We start from the raw sequence: 20,611 nt of genomic DNA on the forward strand, positions 1-20,611 counted from the left end.
TTTTCATCTCCTCAGGCGCTGTGGTGACGGGCAAGCCAGGCTTTCCAGCCGCCCCACGCGGTAATATCCGTGGCATCGCTTAGTGCTGCGGGTTCGCAAATAAACCCTTTCACGCTCCTGCCGTCTTCCAGAGTCAAAGTACCGATCCCAAGCGGCGCGGGGATCTCCGCCACAAATTCACCGAATCTAGCCAGCGGGATATCCCATAGTTCTACGGCAATCGGCTGCCCTTCCAGACTGCGGGCAAGGCCCGGTTTTGGCGGCTGAGTATTGGCCAGCGCATAAAGGCGATAATTGGCAGCGGTGCGCGATTCTTCGATAAACACCGCATTGCGCGTGGTGAGCTGGTGGTTGAGCGGCATTCCACGCAGATGTGCACCCACCACGGCAACGCGAACGTGGTTTGCCAAGATTTTTGCGGTAATGGTCGCAGGAAGTGCTTTTTCAGTCGCACCCAGCGGCTGGTTCAACGCCTGCTGCCAGCTTTTGCCGAAGTGACTCAGCGCCTGGTCATGCCATGCGGGCGCGATAAGCGTGATTCCGGCAGGAATTCCGTCTGCGCGGAAATCCCCCGGCAGCGCCAGCGCGCAGAGGTCAGCCAGGTTGGTAAAGTTGGTGTAGGTGCCAAATTGCGAGTTGTAGCGCACCGGTTCCTGCGCCATTTCAGCGAGGGTATGAATAGTCGGAGACGTTGGCACCACCAGCGCGTCAAACTCGCTGAGTTGCGCGTTAATTTGGCGCGAGAGTTCAGCGCGGGTGTATTCCGCCTGCCAGGCATCACAAGCCGTGTAGTTCAGGCCGTTTGCCACAATACCGCGCACGATTGGGTCCATGGCTTCAGGCTTATTTTTGAAAATATCGCCAACCGCAACGGTGCGCTCGGCCACCCACGCGCCGTTATACAGTTGAGCGGCTAACTCGTTAAACACCGTGAAATCAATCGGTACCAGTTCCGCGCCCTGCTGCTGCAAACGCGCCAGGGTTTTGGCGAAAGCCACTTCACTTAAACGGTCCCCAAAGAATTCAAGCCGATCGGGAATGGCAAAACGGAGTTTTTCACTAAAACGTGCCGGAGCGGTCTGCGGGTTGGCACGGGAGTAAGGATCTTGCCGATCGTAACCGCCAGCAATCGCTGCAACGGTTTCAGCATCTTCAACGGTTAATGCGAACACTGAAACACAGTCGTTCAATCGACACGCAGGAACCACACCGGCAGTAGAAACCCAACCTTTGGTCGGTTTCAGACCAACAATATTGTTAAAACCTGCTGGCACGCGGCCTGAACCGGCAGTGTCGGTTCCCAGCGCAAAGCACACCAGCCCGCGAGCCACCACCGATGCGGAGCCCGAACTGGAACCCCCGCTGACATATTCAGGGTTGAAGGTATTTTTTACTGCACCAAACGGAGAGCGAGTGCCGACTAATCCGGTGGCAAACTGGTCGAGGTTGGTTTTACCGACCACAATCGCCCCGGCCGCTTTCAGGCGGGCTATCACCGTCGCATCTTTTTCAGGGGTGTAAGTAAATGCCGGGCACGCCGCGCTGGTGGGCATTCCGGCAACATTAATATTATCTTTCGCCGCAAAAGGAACGCCTAATAATGGAAAATCTGCTACTTGCTTTTCACCAGAATTAATTGCCTGAAAAATTGTGGTTAATTGCGCATAAATTTCATCCTGCGTGGCGATATATATCCACGCATTATCATCACGGGATAAATTTGCATTTAATTGCTGATATGCCGCCACTAGCTGTTGCGGGTGCTGGCGGTAACTCGCGACCCATTCAGGCAAGGTTGCTACTGACATAAACTGGAATCCCATCTGGTATACAAGATGGAATGAATAAAGCATTTACCGTGCCAGGTATTTACAGCACTGAAAATCAACAGGTTTAAATATTATTAAGCACGCAGCATTCATTTTCCGCACCCTTATAGAGCGAAGAATTAAGTTAATTATCCAGAAAGGTGCAAATAGATAACTTCATATTATTTTCTTATATTTTAGATTTGTCGGATGACGCTTAAGCTTATCCGACCTACGAAAATCCCCGGGCAAACATAAAAATGTCATGCTCGTGATTTGATAGTGTGATCAACCACCAGGAAAGCAAATTAACCATACAATACCCTAAGTATCGTCTTAAATGCGGCATTAACGCCGCATGCGGATGCGCAAAATAGAATACGATTCCATCACAGATTGAACTTAGGTATAGCGCCAATAGCTGCTTATACTTCCTTAAAATGTCTAAAGGCAAACGAACATGAATAAGCCCGCCCCTACCGGTTTATTGCAGCAACCTAAACCGTTTTTTATGATTTTTTTTGTTGAGTTATGGGAGCGTTTTGGATACTACGGCGTGCAAGGTATTCTGGCCGTTTTCTTCGTTAAAGAGCTCGGTTTTTCACAGGAACAGGCCTTTGTTACCTTTGGTGCCTTTGCCGCACTGGTTTACGGGCTGATCTCAATCGGTGGTTATGTTGGCGATCATTTATTAGGAACAAAACGCACGATGGTTCTTGGTGCCGTGGTACTGGCGCTGGGCTACTTTATGACCGGTTTGTCGCTGCATAATCCTGATATGATCTTTATTGCCCTGGGCACCATTGCGGTGGGCAACGGGCTATTTAAAGCCAACCCAGCCAGTCTGCTTTCAAAATGTTATCCGCCAAAAGATCCCCGTCTGGACGGCGCATTCACCCTCTTTTACATGTCTATCAACATTGGTTCTTTGTTGTCTTTGTCTCTTGCTCCCGTCATTGCCAACAAATATGGCTACGCCGTTACCTACAACCTGTGCGGCATTGGCTTAGTCTTCGCATTGCTGGTTTATTTCTGCTGCCGTGGCATGGTGCGCGACATCGGCTCGGAACCCGATAGCAAGCCGATGAGCTACAAAAACTTACTGCTGGTTTTAGCGGGAACTGTGCTGATGATTTACGTTTGTGCCTGGCTGATGCATAACGTAAAAGTGGCCAATATTGTGTTAATTGTGCTGTCCATCATCGTGATTTTCCTCTTCTTCCGTGAGGCCGCGAAGCAAAACAAAAGCGATCGCAACCGCATGTACGTCGCCTTTGTGCTGATGATTGAAGCGGTACTGTTTTACATTCTGTATGCCCAGATGCCGACGTCGCTGAACTTCTTTGCTATCAATAACGTGCGCCATGAAATTCTCGGGTTTACTATCAACCCCGTCAGTTTTCAGGCTCTGAACCCATTCTGGGTAGTGGTCGCCAGCCCTATTCTGGCTTCGCTGTATACCCGTTTTGGTGCCAAAGGCAAAGATCTGACGATGCCTGCCAAATTCACTCTCGGCATGTTCCTGTGTTCGTTAGGCTTTTTAACTGCCGCCGCTGCTGGGATGTGGTTTGCTGACGCGCAAGGGCTGACCTCACCGTGGTTTATCGTGCTGGTGTATTTGTTCCAGAGTTTGGGTGAATTGATGATAAGCGCGTTAGGTTTAGCAATGGTCGCAGCGCTGGTGCCGCAAACTATGATGGGCTTTATTCTCGGGATGTGGTTCCTGACCCAGGCCGCGGCCTTCCTGCTCGGCGGCTACGTTGCCACCTTCACTGCAGTGCCAGAATCCCTTAACGATCCGCTGCAAACGCTGCCGATTTATACTGGTGTGTTCAGCAAAATTGGCATCACGACCTTTGTTATCGCGCTGATTATGGCCGCAATGGTGCCGTGGCTAAACCGTATGATGAATATGCAACCGGAAGTGAAAACCGCTTAACTTCTTCGTCTTTGTTTCTTATCAAGCCGCCTTCAACGAAGGCGGTTTGTGATAACACTTTCTGAAACTTAAATAATGGTGCCGCCTTTGGTTAAATCATCACGGCGCTGTTCCACTTCCGCTTTGTGATGATGGCCCTTCTGCGCAATGGCGTTACGTAAACGCTGCTGCTGTGCGTAACGGTCTTCGCGGGTTAACTCAGCATCGTCGCTCAGTTCAATCAGCAACTCATTCATATGCTCAATCACATTTTCAGTTACCGCTGCGTCTACGCGGGCAATAACATCTTCCAGGTGCGCCATAACTATCTCCTTAATTTTAGAGGTATACCTTATGACTCCGCGGTGATTTTCTCAAGATCATTAATCATTCGTGCTGTTTACAGAATGAATCTAAAGCTCCGGCCAATGCCGCTGGATTCTCCCATGACATGGAATGCCCGCATTCGGTTAATACCGATGTGCTAATGCCACCGTTTTGAACTTGGGTGAAATCACCGTCGGGGAGCGATTGTTCGCCAAAGATCAACGAACGCGGTTTCTCCAGGCGCGCGAAAATCGTTAACCAATGATTACCCTTGATCAGAATTTCCGCTCCACGCCATACAGCCCAGGGTGCCGCTGCCGCCAAACTTCCTGACCATGGGCCATTTTCATTGTTAACCATTGCATTATGCCGATCTGCGACATAATTCGCTTCAGTTACGCTGCAAATTTGTTGGCTAAAAAAGCCGCCGCCCGCATGGAAATTAGGCTCTGAAACGATCAGCCCGGATAAATTTGCCGTCAATAATTCTGCTGCTTCAATACAGATACTGCCGCCCATGCTATGACCATAGAGAAAATACTTCTCCGGTTTCAGATGACCAATAAATTCAGCCACCACTTGCGCCTGTTCTTTAATTGAATAACTGAAATCGCGGGGTTTTTCGCTATATCCGTAACCGGGGAGGTCGATAAGAATCGCCCTTCGTCCAGCAAAATTTTTATCAGCAACGACGCGGGGATATTCATAAGATGAGGCGCAACCGAGGCCATGAACAAATACAAGCGGTGTGCCGCTGCCGGGCAAGTCCAGCCAGCGGACGCGGCAGTTTGCAGTGGTTGAAAAAAATGACTCCATGTCGTTATTCCTGTCTTTTTAACGGTGGATGTCGCTAACATTCATCCCTACAACTGCTGTCTTGTAGGGGGGATAAGCCGAAGGCGTCATCCACCATTAATGCCAATAATGTCGGAGGTCGCTAACGCTAATCCGACCTACACAAAAGCTTATCAGTTCAATTTTGCTTTCGAGAAGTCGCTACCGTTCAGGCTCACACTGTAACCCGTCACATTACTGCGCGTGGCGTAGAAGGTTTTGCCGTTAGCGAGTGGGATCCACGGTGCTTGCTGGTAGAACACTTCTTGTGCCTGCTCGTAAAGTTTGGCGCGTGCGGCCGGGTCGCTAGTCAGTTTTGCTTTCTGTGTCAGCGCATCGTACTGCTTGTCGCACCAGCGCGCGGCGTTGGAGCCACTTTGGATGCTGCCACAACCGAGCAAGGTATCGGCGAAGTTGTCCGGGTCACCGTTGTCGCTCATCCAGCCAAATAATGCGGAGGAATGTTCGCCTTTACGCATACCTGAAAGATATTCGCCCCACTCAAAGGTGACGATTTTCGCGTTCACGCCCACTTTCGCCCAGTCATGCTGAATCATCTCGGCGATGCGACGTGAATTCGGGTTGTATGGGCGTTGCACTGGCATCGACCATAAATCGGTATCGAAGCCCTTCTCAAGGCCCGCTTGCTTGAGCAACTCTTTGGCTTTGGCTGGGTTGTAGCTGCGATCTTTCAGATCTTTATCAAAACCTAACATGGCTGGTGGAATCGGTGATTTTGCAATGGTGCCCGAGCCCATAAACACGGCATTAATAATGGCTTGTTTATCGACGGCGTAATTCAGCGCCTGGCGAACCAGCACGTTGTCGAACGGTTTTTTGGTGGTATTAAACGCCAGATAACCGACATTCAAACCATCGACGGTATGCAGCTCGAGGTTTTTATCGGCTTTGATAGCTTCGAACTGTACCGGTGCCGGTGCGGGGATAATCTGGCATTCGTTCTTCTGCAATTTCGCCATGCGCGTTTGCACGTTTGGCGTAATCGAGAAGATTAGGTGTTTAGTTGGCACTTCGCCATTCCAGTAATTCGGGTTTGCCACGTAGCGAATCAACGAATCCACTTTGTATTCCTGCAACGCAAACGGGCCGGTGCCGATGGGTGCGGTATCGACCTTTTCTGGCGTGCCCGCTTTTAGCATCGCATCGGCGTATTCAGCCGAAAGAATCGACGCAAAGTCCATTCCCCAGTCTGCGAGGAAGGCCGCATTTGGCTCACTCAAAGTGAACTGAACGTGATTGTCATCGATCTTCTTCACTTCAGTGATGAGCTTATCGAGGCCAACATCGTTGAAATATTCGTAACTTGCCTGCGAGACATTGTGGTACGGGTGTTTCGGGTCTTTTTGTCGCATCACCGAGAACACCACGTCGTCAGCGTTGAAATCGCGCGTCGGTTTAAACTCTTTATTGCTATTGAACTTCACGCCTTTGCGCAGCGTGAATGTGTAGGTTTTACCGTCCGGGCTGATTTTCCACTCTGTCGCCAAAGACGGCACCGGCAGGTTATCACTCGGGCGGAATTCAACCAGCCGGTTGTATAACGTTTGCGAGCTGGCAACAAACGTTGGCCCGGAACTGGCGATTTGTGGGTTGAAGGATTCTGGAGAGGCTTCTGAGCAGTAAACCAGGGTGTTATTCGCGGCAGCGAATGCGGAGCTGGCGGGTAATAAGCTGGTTAACAGCAGCGCGAGGAAGGTTTTCCCTGTCGACATGATTTTACCTTTTGTTTGCTTGCCAAAATGATGAGTGAACTTATTATTTTTAAGGATGAATCACACCATAACCCAGGGCCACTGACAAATAACAAAAGGCTCTCACGTTATTCAGAAACAGGGATATTTGTGCAGTTTTCCGTCAAATACAGCACGATCTCCCGCCAGTCATTTTTACAACAATGCAACGAATCGCTGAAGGATCGAACGTGAAACTGGCGTGTCACTGACAGCCGCCAGTAAAGCATCGCGATCTTTGCCTTTCATCGCCACCCTTTCACTGCGGCTGGTAATGATTTTATTCATCACTGGCGCACTAAATTCCGGGTGGAATTGCACTGAGAATGCGGTTGGCGAGTAACGAACTATCTGATGCGGGTCGTGGCTGGATGCGCCCAACACCACTGCACCTTTAGGCAGCGCGAGCACGCTTTGCTCGTGGCTTAAAAAGGTATCGAACGAATTTGGCAGGCCGCTAAGAAGCGGGTCGTGCTGGGCGGCGTCATTCAACGTGACGGCTATTTGCCCCACTTCGCTGCCTTTTGGATGGTAATCCACTACACCACCCAGCGCGTAAGCCATCAACTGGTGCCCGTAACATACGCCCAGTACAGGCACCCCGGCCTGAATAATTTCCCGCAGCCACTCGGCGGTGCGCTCACTCCACTCTTCATGGTCCGTCACCATTGCCCATGAACCGGTAATCACCGCGCCGCTAAACGTGCCGACAGCGGGAAGTGCTTCCCCTTCAAACGGGCACACCACGCTAATCGGGCCAACATCCCCCAATGCCGCGTTAAACCACTGCGGCTGTTCACCTACAGCTTTGCGAATATCTAACGGCGGATGACCCATTTGAACCAGTAATAACGGCAATGTTTGCGGCATTTGTGGCGCGCTCCCAGACGAGTTGCGAAGAATAATGAGTAGCACAAAACCAGGGAACGTCCCAATGACTTAAGTGCAATCGCCCGATAATTAGAGAAAAAACCCGTCTCTTCCACCGTTCACTTGCGCAAGCTTTCAGTAAAGTGGCAAGCGTGAAGATGGCTCAAACTGAGCTGAAAACAGCAGGATTGATGACGTGGCAAAAACATTATTGCGCAGCGGATGCTTAGATGACTTCCTTTCGCTAGGCGAAAACGGGCAGACAGTGTTCGACTCAGCGCTACAAATTCGCGAAACATTGCGCTTACGCAAACAGCAGGCAGTGGTCGATAGTCTGGCAATCCCGCAGCCAAACGATGAAGGTGACCGGGTTGACTGGTACGCGCCATTTGAAGGCACAGTCGTCAGTTGGGCGGCAGCGAGTGATGAACAACGCAAAAAAGCCCTGCGTTACCTCGATAACTGCCAGGCCAATGTCGCCTCGTTAATTCAGCGCTGCCAGCAGGCGGAAAAAACGGCTATCCAGCTGTTTGGTTCGTTGCTGGCGAATGCATTACAGTTTCCAGGCAGCCAGCATGTCTATCTGGTTGACGGCAAACCGGTCCTCACGTTTTGGGGCTTTGTCAGCCTCAATACTGACGCCCGTACCGATGCCATGGACTGTTTACGCATCGTTGAAGAACATGAACCGGTTATCGAGTTTCTTCCCGAACCGCCGCCTGCCGCTCCGCCTGTAGTGGTGCTTAGCGAGCCGGATGAGCCGCTCTATTCTATTGCGCCTTCTATTATTAATGCCGAACCCGTCATCGAAACGCCGCCGGTGCAACAGCCCGTTGCCCAAACTGTGCCTGATGTTTCACCGGTTAAAAAAACACGGCGCTGGTTGCTGCCCGTTGCGGCAGCAATTATTGCCAGCATCGCTGCCCCGCTCGCCTGGTTTCTGATATCGACCCCGCACGCAGAACCTTTAGCGCAAATTGCCCCAGAAGTTAAACCAAAGGTTATCGCTCCGGCGGTGATTCAGGCGCAACCCGTTGCCCACGTTTCCACATTGCCTGTTGCCCAGGCCGCCGTTATCGAACCGCCCGCGCCTGAGCCAGAGCCGGTGGTTGCGCCTGCTGACATCCCCAAAGGCACGCTGATTTTACCCGCCGACGCATTAAAAGCCGGTTCCACCAAATTCCTTAACGGCAGCTGGCGCGTCGCCATCAATGTGAAAGATTCGATTACCGGCAAACCGCCGACGCTGCGTTATCAAATCGCCAAAAACAAAGGCACTGTGCGCCTGGTTCATGGCGACAACATTGTCTGTAAAGCGGAAGTCTTTTCAGGGTTGATGCAGTCCGGAACATTGATGATTAAAACCCGTGGCAATGCGCGTTGTAGCGATGGTTCGCGCTACCCGCTGCCGGAAATTGCCTGTAATGCTGGCGCGAATGATATCGCGGAGTGCATCGGGCGTTATCAAGGTGACACCGTGGTGCCTGTGACATTTAAAAAAGTGAGTGATTAAGCCATGCTTGCCACCCTGTATCCCTATAAACCGAGCGTGACGCTCATTAAAGACAGCGGCATTCAGTTTCTGGATTTCGGCCTGGCGCCGCAGCCAAACGCCCCGCACACCGGGCGCTTTGTGCGTAAAACGGCAAATGGCCCACTGCTGCGCCTTGATTACGATGTCGTGCCTGGTAAGTTCACCCTGCCCGGCACTCAGGGAGCCGCTCCCGAAGTCGTCAAACCTGAAAGCATCATCACGCTGGGTCACTCGCTAAAACTGCTGGATAAAACCTGGCTGCCGCTGCCGTTCCTGCGTTTTAACCCGCCGCGCACCTTTGTGGGCGGCCCGGATAACTGGGCGCGGGTGCAAATTCGCAGCCTTGAAACACCGGACTCCGCAGGCAACACCGTGCGTATTACCCTCGCGCTGGACACCAAAATTCTGGCTGACGACAACCCAGCCGCACATCTGGCTCCCACGCAAAATGATGTGCGTAACGGCGCACGCTTTGCGCTGGCCTGGCAAAACGAAGAAATTAACGATTTTATTGACCAGACCTGGGTTGATGGCTGGTTACGCGAAGTGTTCACGCAATTTGTTACGCGCCACGAGTCACGCAGCGAGCGTGAACTCAGCCATGCGCTGAAAACCTTCGAGTATCAGGCACACTACCTCAATATTATTGAGATGCTTGGTGCACAACTGGCGGTGCCGGAAGTGAAAATTGTCACCGCCACGCTGCAAGCGCCTGCCATTCCGGTCGATCTGGTGTTGGACGTTGGTAACACTCACACTTGCGGCGTGTTGATTGAAGACCACGGCGAAGCGAACGATGGCCTGCGCCAGACCGCCGAGCTGCAAATTCGTTCGCTCAGCGAACCGCAAACCATCAATGAAGCGATGTTCACCAGCCGCCTTGAGTTCTCAGAAGCCAAATTCGGCAAACAACATTGCTCGGTAGAAAGTGGTCGCGATGACGCATTTGTCTGGCCATCGATTGCCCGCGTCGGTGATGAAGCACGCAGCATGGCATCTGCCCGTTTAGGAACCGAAGGTGCCAGTGGTATTTCCAGCCCACGCCGCTATTTGTGGGATGAAACACCGGCCAACCAGGACTGGCGCTTTAGCCAGATGGGCGTGAAAACGCAGCGCGAACCGCTGGCCACCGCTTTCCCGTTAATGAACCTGATGAACGACGACGGGCAACCGCTCTATTCATTACCGTTAGAAGACCGCCTGCCAGTGTTCTCGCCGCAATACAGCCGCAGTTCGTTGATGACCTTAATGCTGTGTGAATTACTGGCGCAGGCGCTGATGCAAATCAACAGCGTCGGCTCGCGCCAAAGCATGGGCCACCTGAATGCGCCACGGCAGTTGCGCCATCTGATCCTCACTCTGCCGTCGGCGATGCCGAAACAAGAGCGTGAAATCTTCCGCCAGCGGATGCAGGAAGCGGTTGGGCTGGTGTGGAAAGCAATGGAATGGCACCCGACGGATGACGGTTTCAGCAACGATCGTGATTTCCAGAAAAGTGTGGTTCCGGTTCCTGATGTGCAGATGGAATGGGACGAAGCCACCTGCGGGCAACTGGTGTGGTTGTATAACGAAGCGCTGGTCAACTATGCGGGGCAAAGCGGGAACTTCTTCCAAAGCCTGGCGCGCCCAGACCGCAAATTAGCCGCCGATGAGCTACCAGGTAAAACGCTTCGTGTCGCCTCAATTGATATTGGTGGCGGCACCACGGACATGGCGATCACCCAATATCATCTGGATGAAGGTGTCGGCAGCAACGTCAAAATCACGCCACGTTTACTGTTCCGTGAAGGGTTCAAAGTGGCGGGAGACGACATTCTGCTGGATGTTATCCAGCGTTGCGTATTGCCCGCACTTCAGACACAAATTCATCAGGCGGGTGTGGCAGATACCGCAGGATTAATGACTACGCTGTTTGGCGAATCCGGACGGATGGATACGCGTGGCACGCTGCGCCAACAAACGGCGCTGCAACTGTTTATCCCGCTTGGCCATGCCGTGTTGTCGTGCTGGGAAAATAGCGACCCGGATGACAGCCACGCCATGCTGGAAGCGACGTTTGGTGAACTGCTAACCCAACGCCCAACCGATAACGTGATTAACTATGTTCAGCAGGCGGTCCAACACGCCCTGCCCGCCGATGCCCCAGCGTTTGATTTGTTTAGCGTACCGCTACATGTTGAGTTGGCCCAGTTACAAGAAGCGATGCTGGCAGGCCAGTTTACGCTGACCACCCCGCTGCAAGCGTTGTGTGAAGTCATCAGCCATTACTGTTGCGATGTGTTGTTGGTCACTGGCCGACCAGGCTGCTTGCCGGGCGTGCAGGCGCTGTTACGCTACCAGCAGCCGGTGCCGGTCAACCGTATCGTCTGGCTGGATAACTATCAGACTCATGAATGGTATCCGTTTAGCCAGCAAGGCCGCATCGGCAACCCGAAATCCACCGCGGCCGTAGGGGCCATGTTGTGCAGCCTGGCGATGGATTTACGTTTGCCTGGCTTTAACTTTAAAGCGTCCGACATTCAGGCTTATTCCACAGTGCGTTACCTGGGGATGCTGGATGGCAACAACACACTGGTCGAGAAAAATGTCTGGTATCGCGATATCGATCTCGACGATCCCAAATCCACACTGGATACCCGCCTGCATTTCCCACTGCGCGGTAACGCCTGCCTGGGGTTCCGCCAGCTTGACGATGCGCGCTGGCCTGCCACGCCGCTCTACACTTTGGCAATCAACTCGCCGCAACTAGCCAAAGCCATTGCCGGAGAAGGCGTATTAAACGTGCGCTTGCAACAAACGCGCGAAGCCGACGCTTTTGTGCTGGCGGAAGCCTGGTTGCAGGACGGCAGCAAAGTGCCGCTCAACCAATTAAGTTTTAAATTGAATACTCTGGCAGGAAGCTACAGCGGTGCCAGCCATTACTGGATTGACAGCGGGAGCGTGTACCAAAAATGACTTCAAAAACCTCAACGCTGCAACAATTAGTGGATTGGCTACAGCAGGCTCGTCTGTCGGTTCCGTTCATTGATAACGAAGCCGATGGGCTACTACATAACATGGCCGCCCTTCAGCAACGCCAGATTCAGATGGACTTGCAGGCGGAGCAGCCACTAACTTTGGGTTTATATGGCCACTCGGTAGACGGCAAACACCATCTGCTGACCACGTTATTGGGCGATAACTTCCAGCGCATTGAGATTTTGCTTGGCGGCAAAGTGCTGGATTACCTGACGCACATTAACCCTGGCCATGCCGCGAGTGTGGCGGTGCGCTTTACCCGTCGCGAATTACCGGTTGCGGAACATTACCCGCTGCTGCTGACGCTGTGTAATGCAAGCGAACTGGCTCAACGCCTGATTCGCCAGTATCACGCCACGTCAGCTGCCCGTTTTGCGCAACCTGAGGCGATCGCCGCAAGACTTCGGGAATTGCAGACTAAGCGCCTGGTGCAACCTAACCCAGCGATAACCCAGTTGCAACTGTCTGATATTGCGCAGGCTTATCATCAAGTGGTGCGTCGCCAGTATCATCTGGGCAGCGCGCTGTGGCAGCAAATGGCTGAGCTGATGCCGTGGCTGAGCAGTGCCGATCAGGCCGCGCTGCTGGCTCCGCTATGGGGGGACAACGCCACCAGCACCGCGCAGTGGCAACATCTTGCCGAGATGCTGAATCATTTGGGTTATGCCCGCCAGGTGCTGGCGCCTGCCAATTTGCTGGTGGATACCTTTTTACTTCCCGTGGAAGGTTTTCTGTTTCCGGCCACACCAGACGTGGTGGAAATCAATGCCGACGTGCTGGTCTGCCCGCTGTTCAATCAGGAAATCGCTACGCAAGTGAGTCTTTCACTGCTTGATTTGCAGCAACTGTGTGCCGAAATCACGCTGACGCTTAACCATTTACCCCAGTTGCCACACGTCGATGTGGTGGATATTCCCCTGCTGCAACTCGACGATTACGCACAATATCTGCAACCCGATAAATTAGTGGTGTGCAATGCGGCATCAGAGCGCAGCGAAGTGAACGCCGCAGGTAAAATGCTGGCTCGTTGGGTAGATAAAACCCAGGCCAGCAACGCCACCACGCCAGGTTTAATTTGGGCGATTACCCCGCGAGATGCCCGTTTTAGCGGCGCAAATCTGGATGAAGGCGTGCAGCGTATTATCGGCCTGCCGGGCAAACGCTGGGGTACGCTGCAAGCGCTGGACAGCCGGAATATGCACCGTTTGCTGGGATGGTTGACGGACGCACTGGTTCCCGCGCAACGAACGCTGCGCATTGAAATGTTACAGGCCGCGCTGAACACAGAAATCAGCGCCCTGTTCGCTCATCTTCTCGACGGCGAAAACCTCACGCCGGAGCGCGCACGTTCGCAGGCAGAAGATCTGGTGCGGACACTACAGACTCGCGCTGCCAGCCATGGTGAACTGCTCGCCAGCCTGCTGCCAGAACGCCATGTGCTGCAACAAAGCTGGTTGAGTCATCAGCAATTGCGCAAACAACAACCCGCTGGTTTTAGCCTGGATATCGACCTGTTCGCCGACGAAGAGAGCCATAGCCCACAAACAGCGGGCATCGACAGCTTCGCAAGCGTGGTGCATCTGTTGTGGATTAACCATCTGCGCCAGTTGGCGGCGCGCCGGGAAATTGCCGAGCTTTGCGGGCTGGATAACACTCAGCTTCAGGCCTTGTGCCAGTTGCTGATCATCGCCAGTTATCGCCTGAAACTATCGGAACAACTCGACACAGCGTTGCGCCATGGCGATGGCAGCATGGCGCAGGAAATCACCTGTGTAAGCGCGGTGTTGGGCGATTTTGTCAGTTGGTTAGGCTACGCGCATATTGAACCAGCATTACGCCCGGCAAGCCGCGTCAACAAAGGTTCACCCGTGTTTACCCCGCAAGCCCAGGCAACCGCCAGCACCCGCCTGGTGCGTTTGGGCGACCAACCTGCTCGCGGCAATACGCTGTATGTTTACGACTGGCTGGTGGCGCTGTACACCCGCGCGCTGGAAAACATCGGTTATCGCCATCCGCTGGATGTGAGCGAGCAACAACGCCAGCAGTTGCGGGAGTTATTGATTTAGTGAGTCAAAACCCCAGGTCGGATTAGCGTTAGCGACATCCGACAATCCCCCGGAAATTACAAAGTAAAAATATCTCCCGTCGCCGGAGCAATAACCTCCGGCAACCACCATCGCCCCCATGCACCGGTACAATGGCACCCCAGGACTTTGTTTATTTGTTGTTGATGGAGAAAACGTCTGACCCGCAACAATTCCCACGGTGGTGCACTGCGCAAATGGAACCCGCCAATCAGCGCATAGACCTTCCTGATGCCCGTAATATCCTGGCAATGGCGCACGATATTGATAATCCCCCGGTGCCCGCAACCGGTGATAATCACCAATCCATGCTCGGATTTATATATCAGAACGCCCTCGTCAATAACGTAATCCGCAGCCGCAGGGTTACCACTAATCATCCCGTATGCTCGGGGTTCATCAACAGGGATCTCTCCCGACCATAAGAAACGATCGCTAATCTGTACAGGCGTGCGGCTGTACTCCATGCGGTGGCGGGAGTAATCAATATCCAGCGATAATTTCTTAATTTTTCGGCTAACACCCGCCAGCGTCACTACCGCGTAACGCTCACTGACTATCTGTGGATGGCAAATTATGCGGCTGTTATCGGGTAGCCAGGGCACACCGCCACAATGATCATAATGACCATGGGAAAGTACCGTCGCGGTTAAGCTTGTCAGATCGACACCCAACATTTCTGCGTTATGCACGAAGCTACTATCAGGGCCGGTATCGAATAAAACGCTGGTGGTTTCATCCGCCACCAACAAACTCAATCCTGCCTTAGCCCGCAACAATTCATCTGCGCCGTCAGCACGCCGGTTTTCCAGTAATACCCTGATCGTTAATGCCATGTTTGCTCTTGCCTGAGAGGAAATCCATTTCCTCTTAGTTTGCGGGATTATTCTGAATGGCGCAGTGACAGGCGACTCAAAGCCCGAAAGAATGCCCTTGCCCCTGCCAACCCGTGGTTTGCAAAAATTGCTCCCAGGTTAATGCGTTTGGATTAACCTGGCGACTCCATTGCACATCACGCTCTTTACTGTAGTAACCATATTCAACGGCGTAGTCAGACATCCCGACCAGCTCAGCAACTAACCCGCCCATATCAGCAAATGATGGGAAATATTGCAGCATTTCGTCACGCGTCATCGCCGGGCGATAAGCGGCTTTTATCCCGGTCACACGGCTAAAGGTTTCAACAATCTCTGTTGGTGAAAGAAATTCGCCAACAACCGGTAAAGCGCAGCCTGTGTATTTATTCTGATTATCAAAAATCTCCAGCACCGCTGGGCCAGTTGCAGTTAAAGGGTCCACAAACGGGGCGTGAAAATCTTCGGGTAAATAGATGGGGAAAACTAAAGTATCGCCCTCAAAGCGCGGCTGGTAATACTCAAGCAAATTGGTATAGAAAAACGCCATCATAATAAAAGAGCTGGAAATGGGCAGCGTGCGGATATAGTCCTCAATGCGCCCCTTGTCGGTAAAGTGTGGCACCCATTTCGCCCCGTCGGTAATACGGTCGACATTTTCCAGGCTGGTGAAGACAAGATGCTGTACGCCCGCTTCCACGGCAGCATCGGCAATTTCTTTGCCTAATTCCGTTTCATGTGTCGATGCGTTAACCGCTTCTGGTGTAATACCCGGTGTCATCATAAATACGCCGTGTGCGCCCTTAAAAGCCTGAATAAAATCCTGTTTATGACCAGGCTCCAGCGGCACATTGATAAACTCCACACCCAGTTTTGCCAACTCCTGTGCTTGCGGGGAATCCATGCGGCGGGTTAATGCCCGCACCTGGTAACGCTGACTTTCCAGTAGTGTCCGTACTACGCTGCGCCCTTGTTTGCTGAGTGCGCCAACTACAGTGATAACGGGTTTTTGATTCGATGACATGGTCTTTCTCCTGATGATTCATATGTGTGTGGCTTGAATTATCAGGAGATTTCAGGGATAAGAGAAATCGATTGTTTTTTATTAAGGAATCCACCCAATGGATACCACACGTCTTGATTTAAACCTGCTGCTTACGCTCGAAGCCTTGCTTGCGGAACAGAATGTAACGAAAGCAGCAGCAAGGCTTCATCTCAGCCAGCCCGCCGTGAGCGCCCAACTCAACCGCCTGCGGGATATGTTTGATGATCCACTGCTGATCCCAGCAAGACGCGGAATGACGCCAACAGCCAAGGCGCTGGAATTAATTATTCCGGTACACGAGTCTCTTGAAAAATTGCGGCAAACGCTGCAATCCCACAAAGATTTTTACCCGCAACGAGCAGAACTGACCGTTAATATCGCCTGCACCGACTACACGCAGGCGGCGATTGTGATGCCGCTGGTGCTGGCTTTGCGGCAACAAGCCCCTGGCGTGCGCATCGCGGCCCGTCACTACAATCCTGCCCAGTTTGAACAACAGCTGGCGAGCGGTGAACTTGATATCGCTATTGCCTCGCATGATGCAGCGAAATCGCATTTAAGAAGCAGCCATTTGTTTGACGAAACGTATGTGCTAATTGGCCGACGCGATCACCCTGCTCTTAAAGAAAATCTCTCTATCGAAGAGTTTGTACAACTGGAGCATGTGATTGTTTCGCCCAGCGGTGGCAGCTTTACCACGCCCATCGATGACGCACTGGCGACATTCGGCCACAAACGTAATGTCGTGATGTCGGCGGCCACATTTTTGTTCGTGCCTCAGATTGTTTCCGTCAGCGACCTTGTCGCGCTGGTTCCGCGACGCTTATTGCAGGTGAAATCAGAACTACTCTCAGTGATTGAACTTCCGTGGCTTGCGGAACAATTTGATGTCAATTTGGTGTGGCACGAACGCAGCCACGGGCATGCCGGGCATCGCTGGGTTCGTGAGTTAATTGCTGAATTGCTCTCCCACTCATAAGCCGGGTAAACCACTGGGAAAACAGCCTGAACCTGTCTACACTCGATGACACCTTAACATTTCAATAACAAAAGAGGTGTCCTATGCAACCAACATCCCCTGTGTCTATTTCTATGTTCATCAATGGATTAGCGGTTGAAGCACAAAACCAGGCCACGTTTGAACGCCGTAACCCGCTTGATGAACACGTCGCCACTATCGCACCCGCCGCCACAACCCACGATGCACGTGCCGCCGTCGAAGCCGCAAACCTGGCGTTTGTCAGTTGGTCACAAACTGGCCCGAATCAGCGCCGCGCTTTGCTTCTGAAAGCCGCTGATGCGCTGGAAGCAAAGCAAGCCGCGTTTGTCGCCGCCATGGCGGCAGAAACCGGTGCCACAGCGCAATGGGCAGAATTTAACGTGCATTTAGGTGCCGGGATTTTGCGTGAAGCCGCCGCCCTCACGTCACAAATTAACGGCGAAGTCATCCCCTCTGATGTGCCAGGCAATTTAGCTATGGCCATCCGCCAACCCGCAGGCGTCGTGCTGGGGATCGCGCCGTGGAATGCGCCTGTCATCCTTGGTGTCCGTGCGATTGCGACTCCGCTGGCATGTGGCAACTGCGTGGTGCTAAAAGGCTCTGAAATTTCCCCGGCTACCCACGGTTTAATCATCGAAGCGCTCAGTGAAGCGGGTTTCCCTGCCGGTGTGGTTAACTTTGTGACTAACGCGCCGCAGGATGCCGCCAGCATTGTCGAGGCAATGATTGCCCATCCGGCGGTGCGCAGAGTGAATTTCACCGGTTCGACGCATGTCGGGCGGATCATTGCACAAACCTGCGCGCGCTATCTCAAACCGGTGGTGTTAGAACTGGGCGGCAAAGCACCGTTACTGGTGTTACACGACGCCGATATCGAGCTTGCGGTGAACTGTGCAGCTTTCGGCGCGTTTGCCAACTCCGGGCAAATTTGTATGTCGACCGAGCGGATCATTGTCGATGAGCGCGTTGCCGATGAATTTGTCGCGAAATTTGCGGCCAAAGCCGCCAGTTTACCGTGTAGCGACCCTCGCCTTGGCCCGACGGTTTTGGGTTCAGTTGTTGATGTGCAGACCGTTTCGCGCTGCAATGATTTAATTGATGACGCGCTGGCTAAAGGGGCCAAAATTGTGGTCGGCGGGAAAGCCAGTTCAACATTGATGCCCGCCACAGTGCTGGATTTTGTCACCCCGGAGATGCGTATTTACCACGAAGAATCCTTCGGGCCAGTTAAAGGGGTGATCCGCGCTGAAAGCGAAGAGGAAGCGGTGGCTATCGCCAATGATAATGAGCTTGGGCTTTCAGCCGCCGTGTTCAGCCGTGATACCGCGCGGGCATGGAATATTGCCTGCCGCATTCAGAGTGGCATTTGCCATATCAATAGCCCAACGGTACACGATGAAGCGCAGATGCCCTTTGGTGGCGTCAAAGATTCAGGCTACGGGCGCTTTGGTGGGCTTGCGGGCGTCAGAGAGTTTACTGAGTTACGCTGGATAACGATGCAAATGCAGCCGCGCTCACTACCGTTTTGAGTCACAAATAGTGTATGCCAGCGCCTGGCCCGCTGGCATTTATTGATTATTTCTGCCAGGATTTCACCACTCATCAACTAACTGAATATAAGGAGGATCCCATGCTGTTTTGTGAAATGTTGTTTATTTCGCAGACTTTTGGCGATCGTCATAGCTCAAGCGTTATCGATATCGCACTGCGATAATCCGGCTTGAGCGAAGCAACCCAACACTAAATCTTCCCTCGGGCTTACTGGGTTATCGTCATTCTGACGAGGCGTTTTATCGCCTGACTCTTGAGTAAGCAACAATGAGCACATTATTAACCGCACAATCTCTTAGCCTTGATACCGCTTTCGGCCCACTGCTGGCTGACATCACTTTTACGCTGAAAAAAGGCGACCGCCTGGGCTTAATCGGCCATAACGGCTGCGGTAAAAGTACCCTTCTGAAATTACTCGATGGCACGATTTTGCCCAATTCTGGCTGCGTGACGCGTGCGCATCACTGCCTGCTGGCGCGAGTCGAACAGCATTTACCGGCGGAATTGCACCCTCTTACGTTGCTTGATGCAGTAATGGCGCGTTTAAGTGATGCACAACGCCATACCGATGGCTGGCGGGCACAAGCGCTTCTCGCCAGCATGGGCTTTGATGAAACGGCGTGGCAACTCACCGCCGGAACACTGAGCGGTGGGCAACATACGCGTTTATTGCTGGCGCGGGCGTTGATCACCGAACCCGATCTGCTGCTGCTCGATGAACCGAGTAACCACCTTGATTTGCCGACCTTGCTGTGGCTGGAGCAGTTCTTGCGCAGCTGGAATGGCAGCTTTGTGCTGGTTTCCCACGATCAACATCTGTTGGATAGCGTCACCAACGGCACGTGGATCTTGCGTGACCACACGCTCAGTTTCTTCCAGTTGCCCTGTTCGGCGGCGCGCCAGGCGCTGGATGAGCGCGATAAAACCGATGCCCACCGTCACCAGGCTGAGCAAAAGGAGATCGACCGCATTGCCGCCAGTGCCAAACGCCTCGCTATTTGGGGAAAGGTTTACGATAACGAAGACCTCGCCCGCAAAGCTAAGCAAATGGAAAAGCGCGTCGACAAGTTAAAAGACAGCCAGACCGAACTGAGTGCCGCGAATTTGTGGCAACTGATACTCAAAGGTGAAGCGTTACCCGCTGACCGTTTGCTGGAGATGGAAAACCTGTCCGTCAGCCCGGCAGCCGATTGCCCGCCACTGTTCACCCTGCAAATGCAGCGCCTGAAAAGTGGTGATCGGGTGGCAATAATTGGCCGTAATGGTTGTGGTAAATCGTCGCTATTGCGCCTGCTGTGGCAGCAATATCAGCAACCGCTGAATGACGAGGCGATTCGTCTGCACCCGCGCGTTGAAATGGGCTATTACGACCAAACGCTGCACCAGTTGCGTGATGACGACACGTTGCTTGAAGCACTCGAACCGTTTGCGCCGTTAACCGAGCGCGATCGCAAAATGGCGTTGATCAGTGCCGGTTTTGCGTGGTTGCGCCACGGGCAAACGGTCAGCACGTTAAGCGGTGGCGAGCGTTCCAGGCTGTTATTTGTCGGGCTGACTCTGGCACGTTATTCGCTGCTGTTGCTCGATGAACCGACCAACCACCTGGATATGGAAGGCAAAGAGGCGCTGGCAGAAACACTGCAAAGTTACGAAGGCGGCGTGTTACTGGTGACGCATGACCGCACGTTAATCGCTAAGAGCTGTAACCGCTTCTGGCTGATTGATAATGGCGAGCTGAGCGAGTGGCACTCTTTGGAGGGGTTGTATGCGCAACTGACCAGTGAAAGCCTTGACGTGACGTTGTCACCATCCAAATCTGTTCAGCCAGTGATTAGTCATACAGAGGCCGACGGCTGGCTGGAGCGTTTAGTGGAACTGGAGGAGAAGCTTGCACAGGATTTAGCGCGCAAGCCCGGCCACCAGAAACCCGCGTTGCAACAGCAATGGCGCCACGAGATAGCCGCACTTAGCGTGCGGCTGGATATGGAGTAAGTGCAGGATGACGCGAAGCTTATCC

The 20,611-nt window shown here is 52.9% G+C and carries 14 protein-coding genes; 7 read left to right on the forward strand and 7 right to left on the reverse strand.

Annotation, left to right across the window (positions count from 1 at the left end):
- Positions 1 to 11 precede the first annotated feature (11 nt).
- A complete protein-coding gene (gene atzF / locus MNO13_RS12905) occupies positions 12 to 1,808 on the reverse strand; it encodes an allophanate hydrolase (protein WP_241938823.1) in 1,797 nt (598 codons plus the stop codon).
- A 460-nt stretch (positions 1,809 to 2,268) separates the two neighbouring features.
- On the opposite strand from atzF, the gene dtpB reads away from it, so the two are divergent.
- Positions 2,269 to 3,747, forward strand: a complete 1,479-nt coding sequence (dtpB, locus tag MNO13_RS12910; protein ID WP_064546835.1) for a dipeptide/tripeptide permease DtpB — start codon at positions 2,269 to 2,271, stop codon at positions 3,745 to 3,747.
- A gap of 68 nt (positions 3,748 to 3,815) precedes the next feature.
- Here the strand turns inward: dtpB and MNO13_RS12915 are convergent, their stop codons facing one another.
- The 4 genes from MNO13_RS12915 to MNO13_RS12930 form a co-directional block, all read right to left on the reverse strand.
- Entirely contained in the window at positions 3,816 to 4,049 is a 234-nt protein-coding gene (locus MNO13_RS12915) for a DUF2526 family protein (RefSeq protein ID WP_064518779.1), read from the reverse strand.
- 64 nt (positions 4,050 to 4,113) lie between these two features.
- Positions 4,114 to 4,869 (reverse strand): alpha/beta fold hydrolase, encoded by a 756-nt coding sequence (locus MNO13_RS12920; protein ID WP_241938824.1) that lies wholly within the window; start codon positions 4,867 to 4,869, stop codon positions 4,114 to 4,116.
- A gap of 152 nt (positions 4,870 to 5,021) precedes the next feature.
- Entirely contained in the window at positions 5,022 to 6,620 is a 1,599-nt protein-coding gene (locus tag MNO13_RS12925; RefSeq protein ID WP_133521447.1) for an ABC transporter substrate-binding protein, read from the reverse strand.
- A gap of 174 nt (positions 6,621 to 6,794) precedes the next feature.
- A complete protein-coding gene (locus MNO13_RS12930; protein ID WP_241938825.1) occupies positions 6,795 to 7,508 on the reverse strand; it encodes a glutamine amidotransferase in 714 nt (237 codons plus the stop codon).
- A gap of 196 nt (positions 7,509 to 7,704) precedes the next feature.
- Between MNO13_RS12930 and MNO13_RS12935 the strand changes: the two genes are divergently transcribed.
- Genes MNO13_RS12935 through MNO13_RS12945 form a run of 3 tightly spaced genes read left to right on the forward strand, consistent with a single transcriptional unit; the run spans position 7,705 to position 14,126 of the window.
- On the forward strand, positions 7,705 to 9,021 hold the full coding sequence (locus MNO13_RS12935; RefSeq protein WP_241938826.1) for an SrfA family protein: 1,317 nt from the start codon (positions 7,705 to 7,707) through the stop codon (positions 9,019 to 9,021).
- A 3-nt stretch (positions 9,022 to 9,024) separates the two neighbouring features.
- Positions 9,025 to 11,997 carry a virulence factor SrfB gene (locus tag MNO13_RS12940; RefSeq protein ID WP_241938827.1) on the forward strand — a complete coding sequence of 991 codons (2,973 nt, stop codon included), beginning with the start codon at positions 9,025 to 9,027 and terminating at the stop codon, positions 11,995 to 11,997.
- The gene (locus MNO13_RS12945; RefSeq protein ID WP_241938828.1) at positions 11,994 to 14,126 is read left to right on the forward strand and encodes a virulence factor SrfC family protein; all 2,133 of its coding nucleotides are present in this window, start codon (positions 11,994 to 11,996) and stop codon (positions 14,124 to 14,126) included. The genes MNO13_RS12940 and MNO13_RS12945 overlap by 4 nt, the downstream gene beginning before the upstream one ends.
- A gap of 56 nt (positions 14,127 to 14,182) precedes the next feature.
- Here MNO13_RS12945 and MNO13_RS12950 read toward each other — a convergent pair whose 3' ends face one another.
- On the reverse strand, positions 14,183 to 14,980 hold the full coding sequence (locus tag MNO13_RS12950) for an MBL fold metallo-hydrolase (RefSeq protein ID WP_241938829.1): 798 nt from the start codon (positions 14,978 to 14,980) through the stop codon (positions 14,183 to 14,185).
- Between the two features lie 76 nt (positions 14,981 to 15,056).
- Entirely contained in the window at positions 15,057 to 16,022 is a 966-nt protein-coding gene (locus tag MNO13_RS12955) for an NmrA/HSCARG family protein (protein ID WP_241938830.1), read from the reverse strand.
- 97 nt (positions 16,023 to 16,119) lie between these two features.
- Here MNO13_RS12955 and MNO13_RS12960 point away from each other — a divergent pair, with 97 nt between their 5' ends.
- The 3 genes from MNO13_RS12960 to MNO13_RS12970 all read left to right on the forward strand — a co-directional run bounded on the left by MNO13_RS12960 (position 16,120) and on the right by MNO13_RS12970 (position 20,586).
- A complete protein-coding gene (locus tag MNO13_RS12960; protein ID WP_241938831.1) occupies positions 16,120 to 17,022 on the forward strand; it encodes a LysR family transcriptional regulator in 903 nt (300 codons plus the stop codon).
- Positions 17,023 to 17,105: 83 nt separating this feature from the next.
- Positions 17,106 to 18,572: an aldehyde dehydrogenase gene (locus tag MNO13_RS12965; RefSeq protein WP_241938832.1), complete on the forward strand. Its 1,467-nt coding sequence runs from the start codon at positions 17,106 to 17,108 to the stop codon at positions 18,570 to 18,572.
- 289 nt (positions 18,573 to 18,861) lie between these two features.
- Positions 18,862 to 20,586, forward strand: a complete 1,725-nt coding sequence (locus tag MNO13_RS12970) for an ABC-F family ATP-binding cassette domain-containing protein (RefSeq protein ID WP_241938833.1) — start codon at positions 18,862 to 18,864, stop codon at positions 20,584 to 20,586.
- The last annotated feature ends 25 nt before the right edge of the window (positions 20,587 to 20,611 follow it).

The sequence above is a fragment of the Buttiauxella ferragutiae genome, from assembly GCF_022637515.1.
GTDB lineage: Bacteria > Pseudomonadota > Gammaproteobacteria > Enterobacterales > Enterobacteriaceae > Buttiauxella > Buttiauxella ferragutiae.

Coding starts and splice junctions, on each gene's coding strand:
- MNO13_RS12965 (WP_241938832.1), top strand. CDS start 17,106: ATGCAACCAACATCCCCTGTGTCTATTTCTATGTTCATCAATGGATTA.
- MNO13_RS12915 (WP_064518779.1), bottom strand. CDS start 4,049: ATGGCGCACCTGGAAGATGTTATTGCCCGCGTAGACGCAGCGGTAACT.
- MNO13_RS12955 (WP_241938830.1), bottom strand. CDS start 16,022: ATGTCATCGAATCAAAAACCCGTTATCACTGTAGTTGGCGCACTCAGC.
- MNO13_RS12930 (WP_241938825.1), bottom strand. CDS start 7,508: ATGCCGCAAACATTGCCGTTATTACTGGTTCAAATGGGTCATCCGCCG.
- MNO13_RS12925 (WP_133521447.1), bottom strand. CDS start 6,620: ATGTCGACAGGGAAAACCTTCCTCGCGCTGCTGTTAACCAGCTTATTA.
- MNO13_RS12945 (WP_241938828.1), top strand. CDS start 11,994: ATGACTTCAAAAACCTCAACGCTGCAACAATTAGTGGATTGGCTACAG.
- MNO13_RS12970 (WP_241938833.1), top strand. CDS start 18,862: ATGAGCACATTATTAACCGCACAATCTCTTAGCCTTGATACCGCTTTC.
- dtpB (WP_064546835.1), top strand. CDS start 2,269: ATGAATAAGCCCGCCCCTACCGGTTTATTGCAGCAACCTAAACCGTTT.
- MNO13_RS12920 (WP_241938824.1), bottom strand. CDS start 4,869: ATGGAGTCATTTTTTTCAACCACTGCAAACTGCCGCGTCCGCTGGCTG.
- MNO13_RS12960 (WP_241938831.1), top strand. CDS start 16,120: ATGGATACCACACGTCTTGATTTAAACCTGCTGCTTACGCTCGAAGCC.
- MNO13_RS12950 (WP_241938829.1), bottom strand. CDS start 14,980: ATGGCATTAACGATCAGGGTATTACTGGAAAACCGGCGTGCTGACGGC.
- MNO13_RS12940 (WP_241938827.1), top strand. CDS start 9,025: ATGCTTGCCACCCTGTATCCCTATAAACCGAGCGTGACGCTCATTAAA.
- atzF (WP_241938823.1), bottom strand. CDS start 1,808: ATGTCAGTAGCAACCTTGCCTGAATGGGTCGCGAGTTACCGCCAGCAC.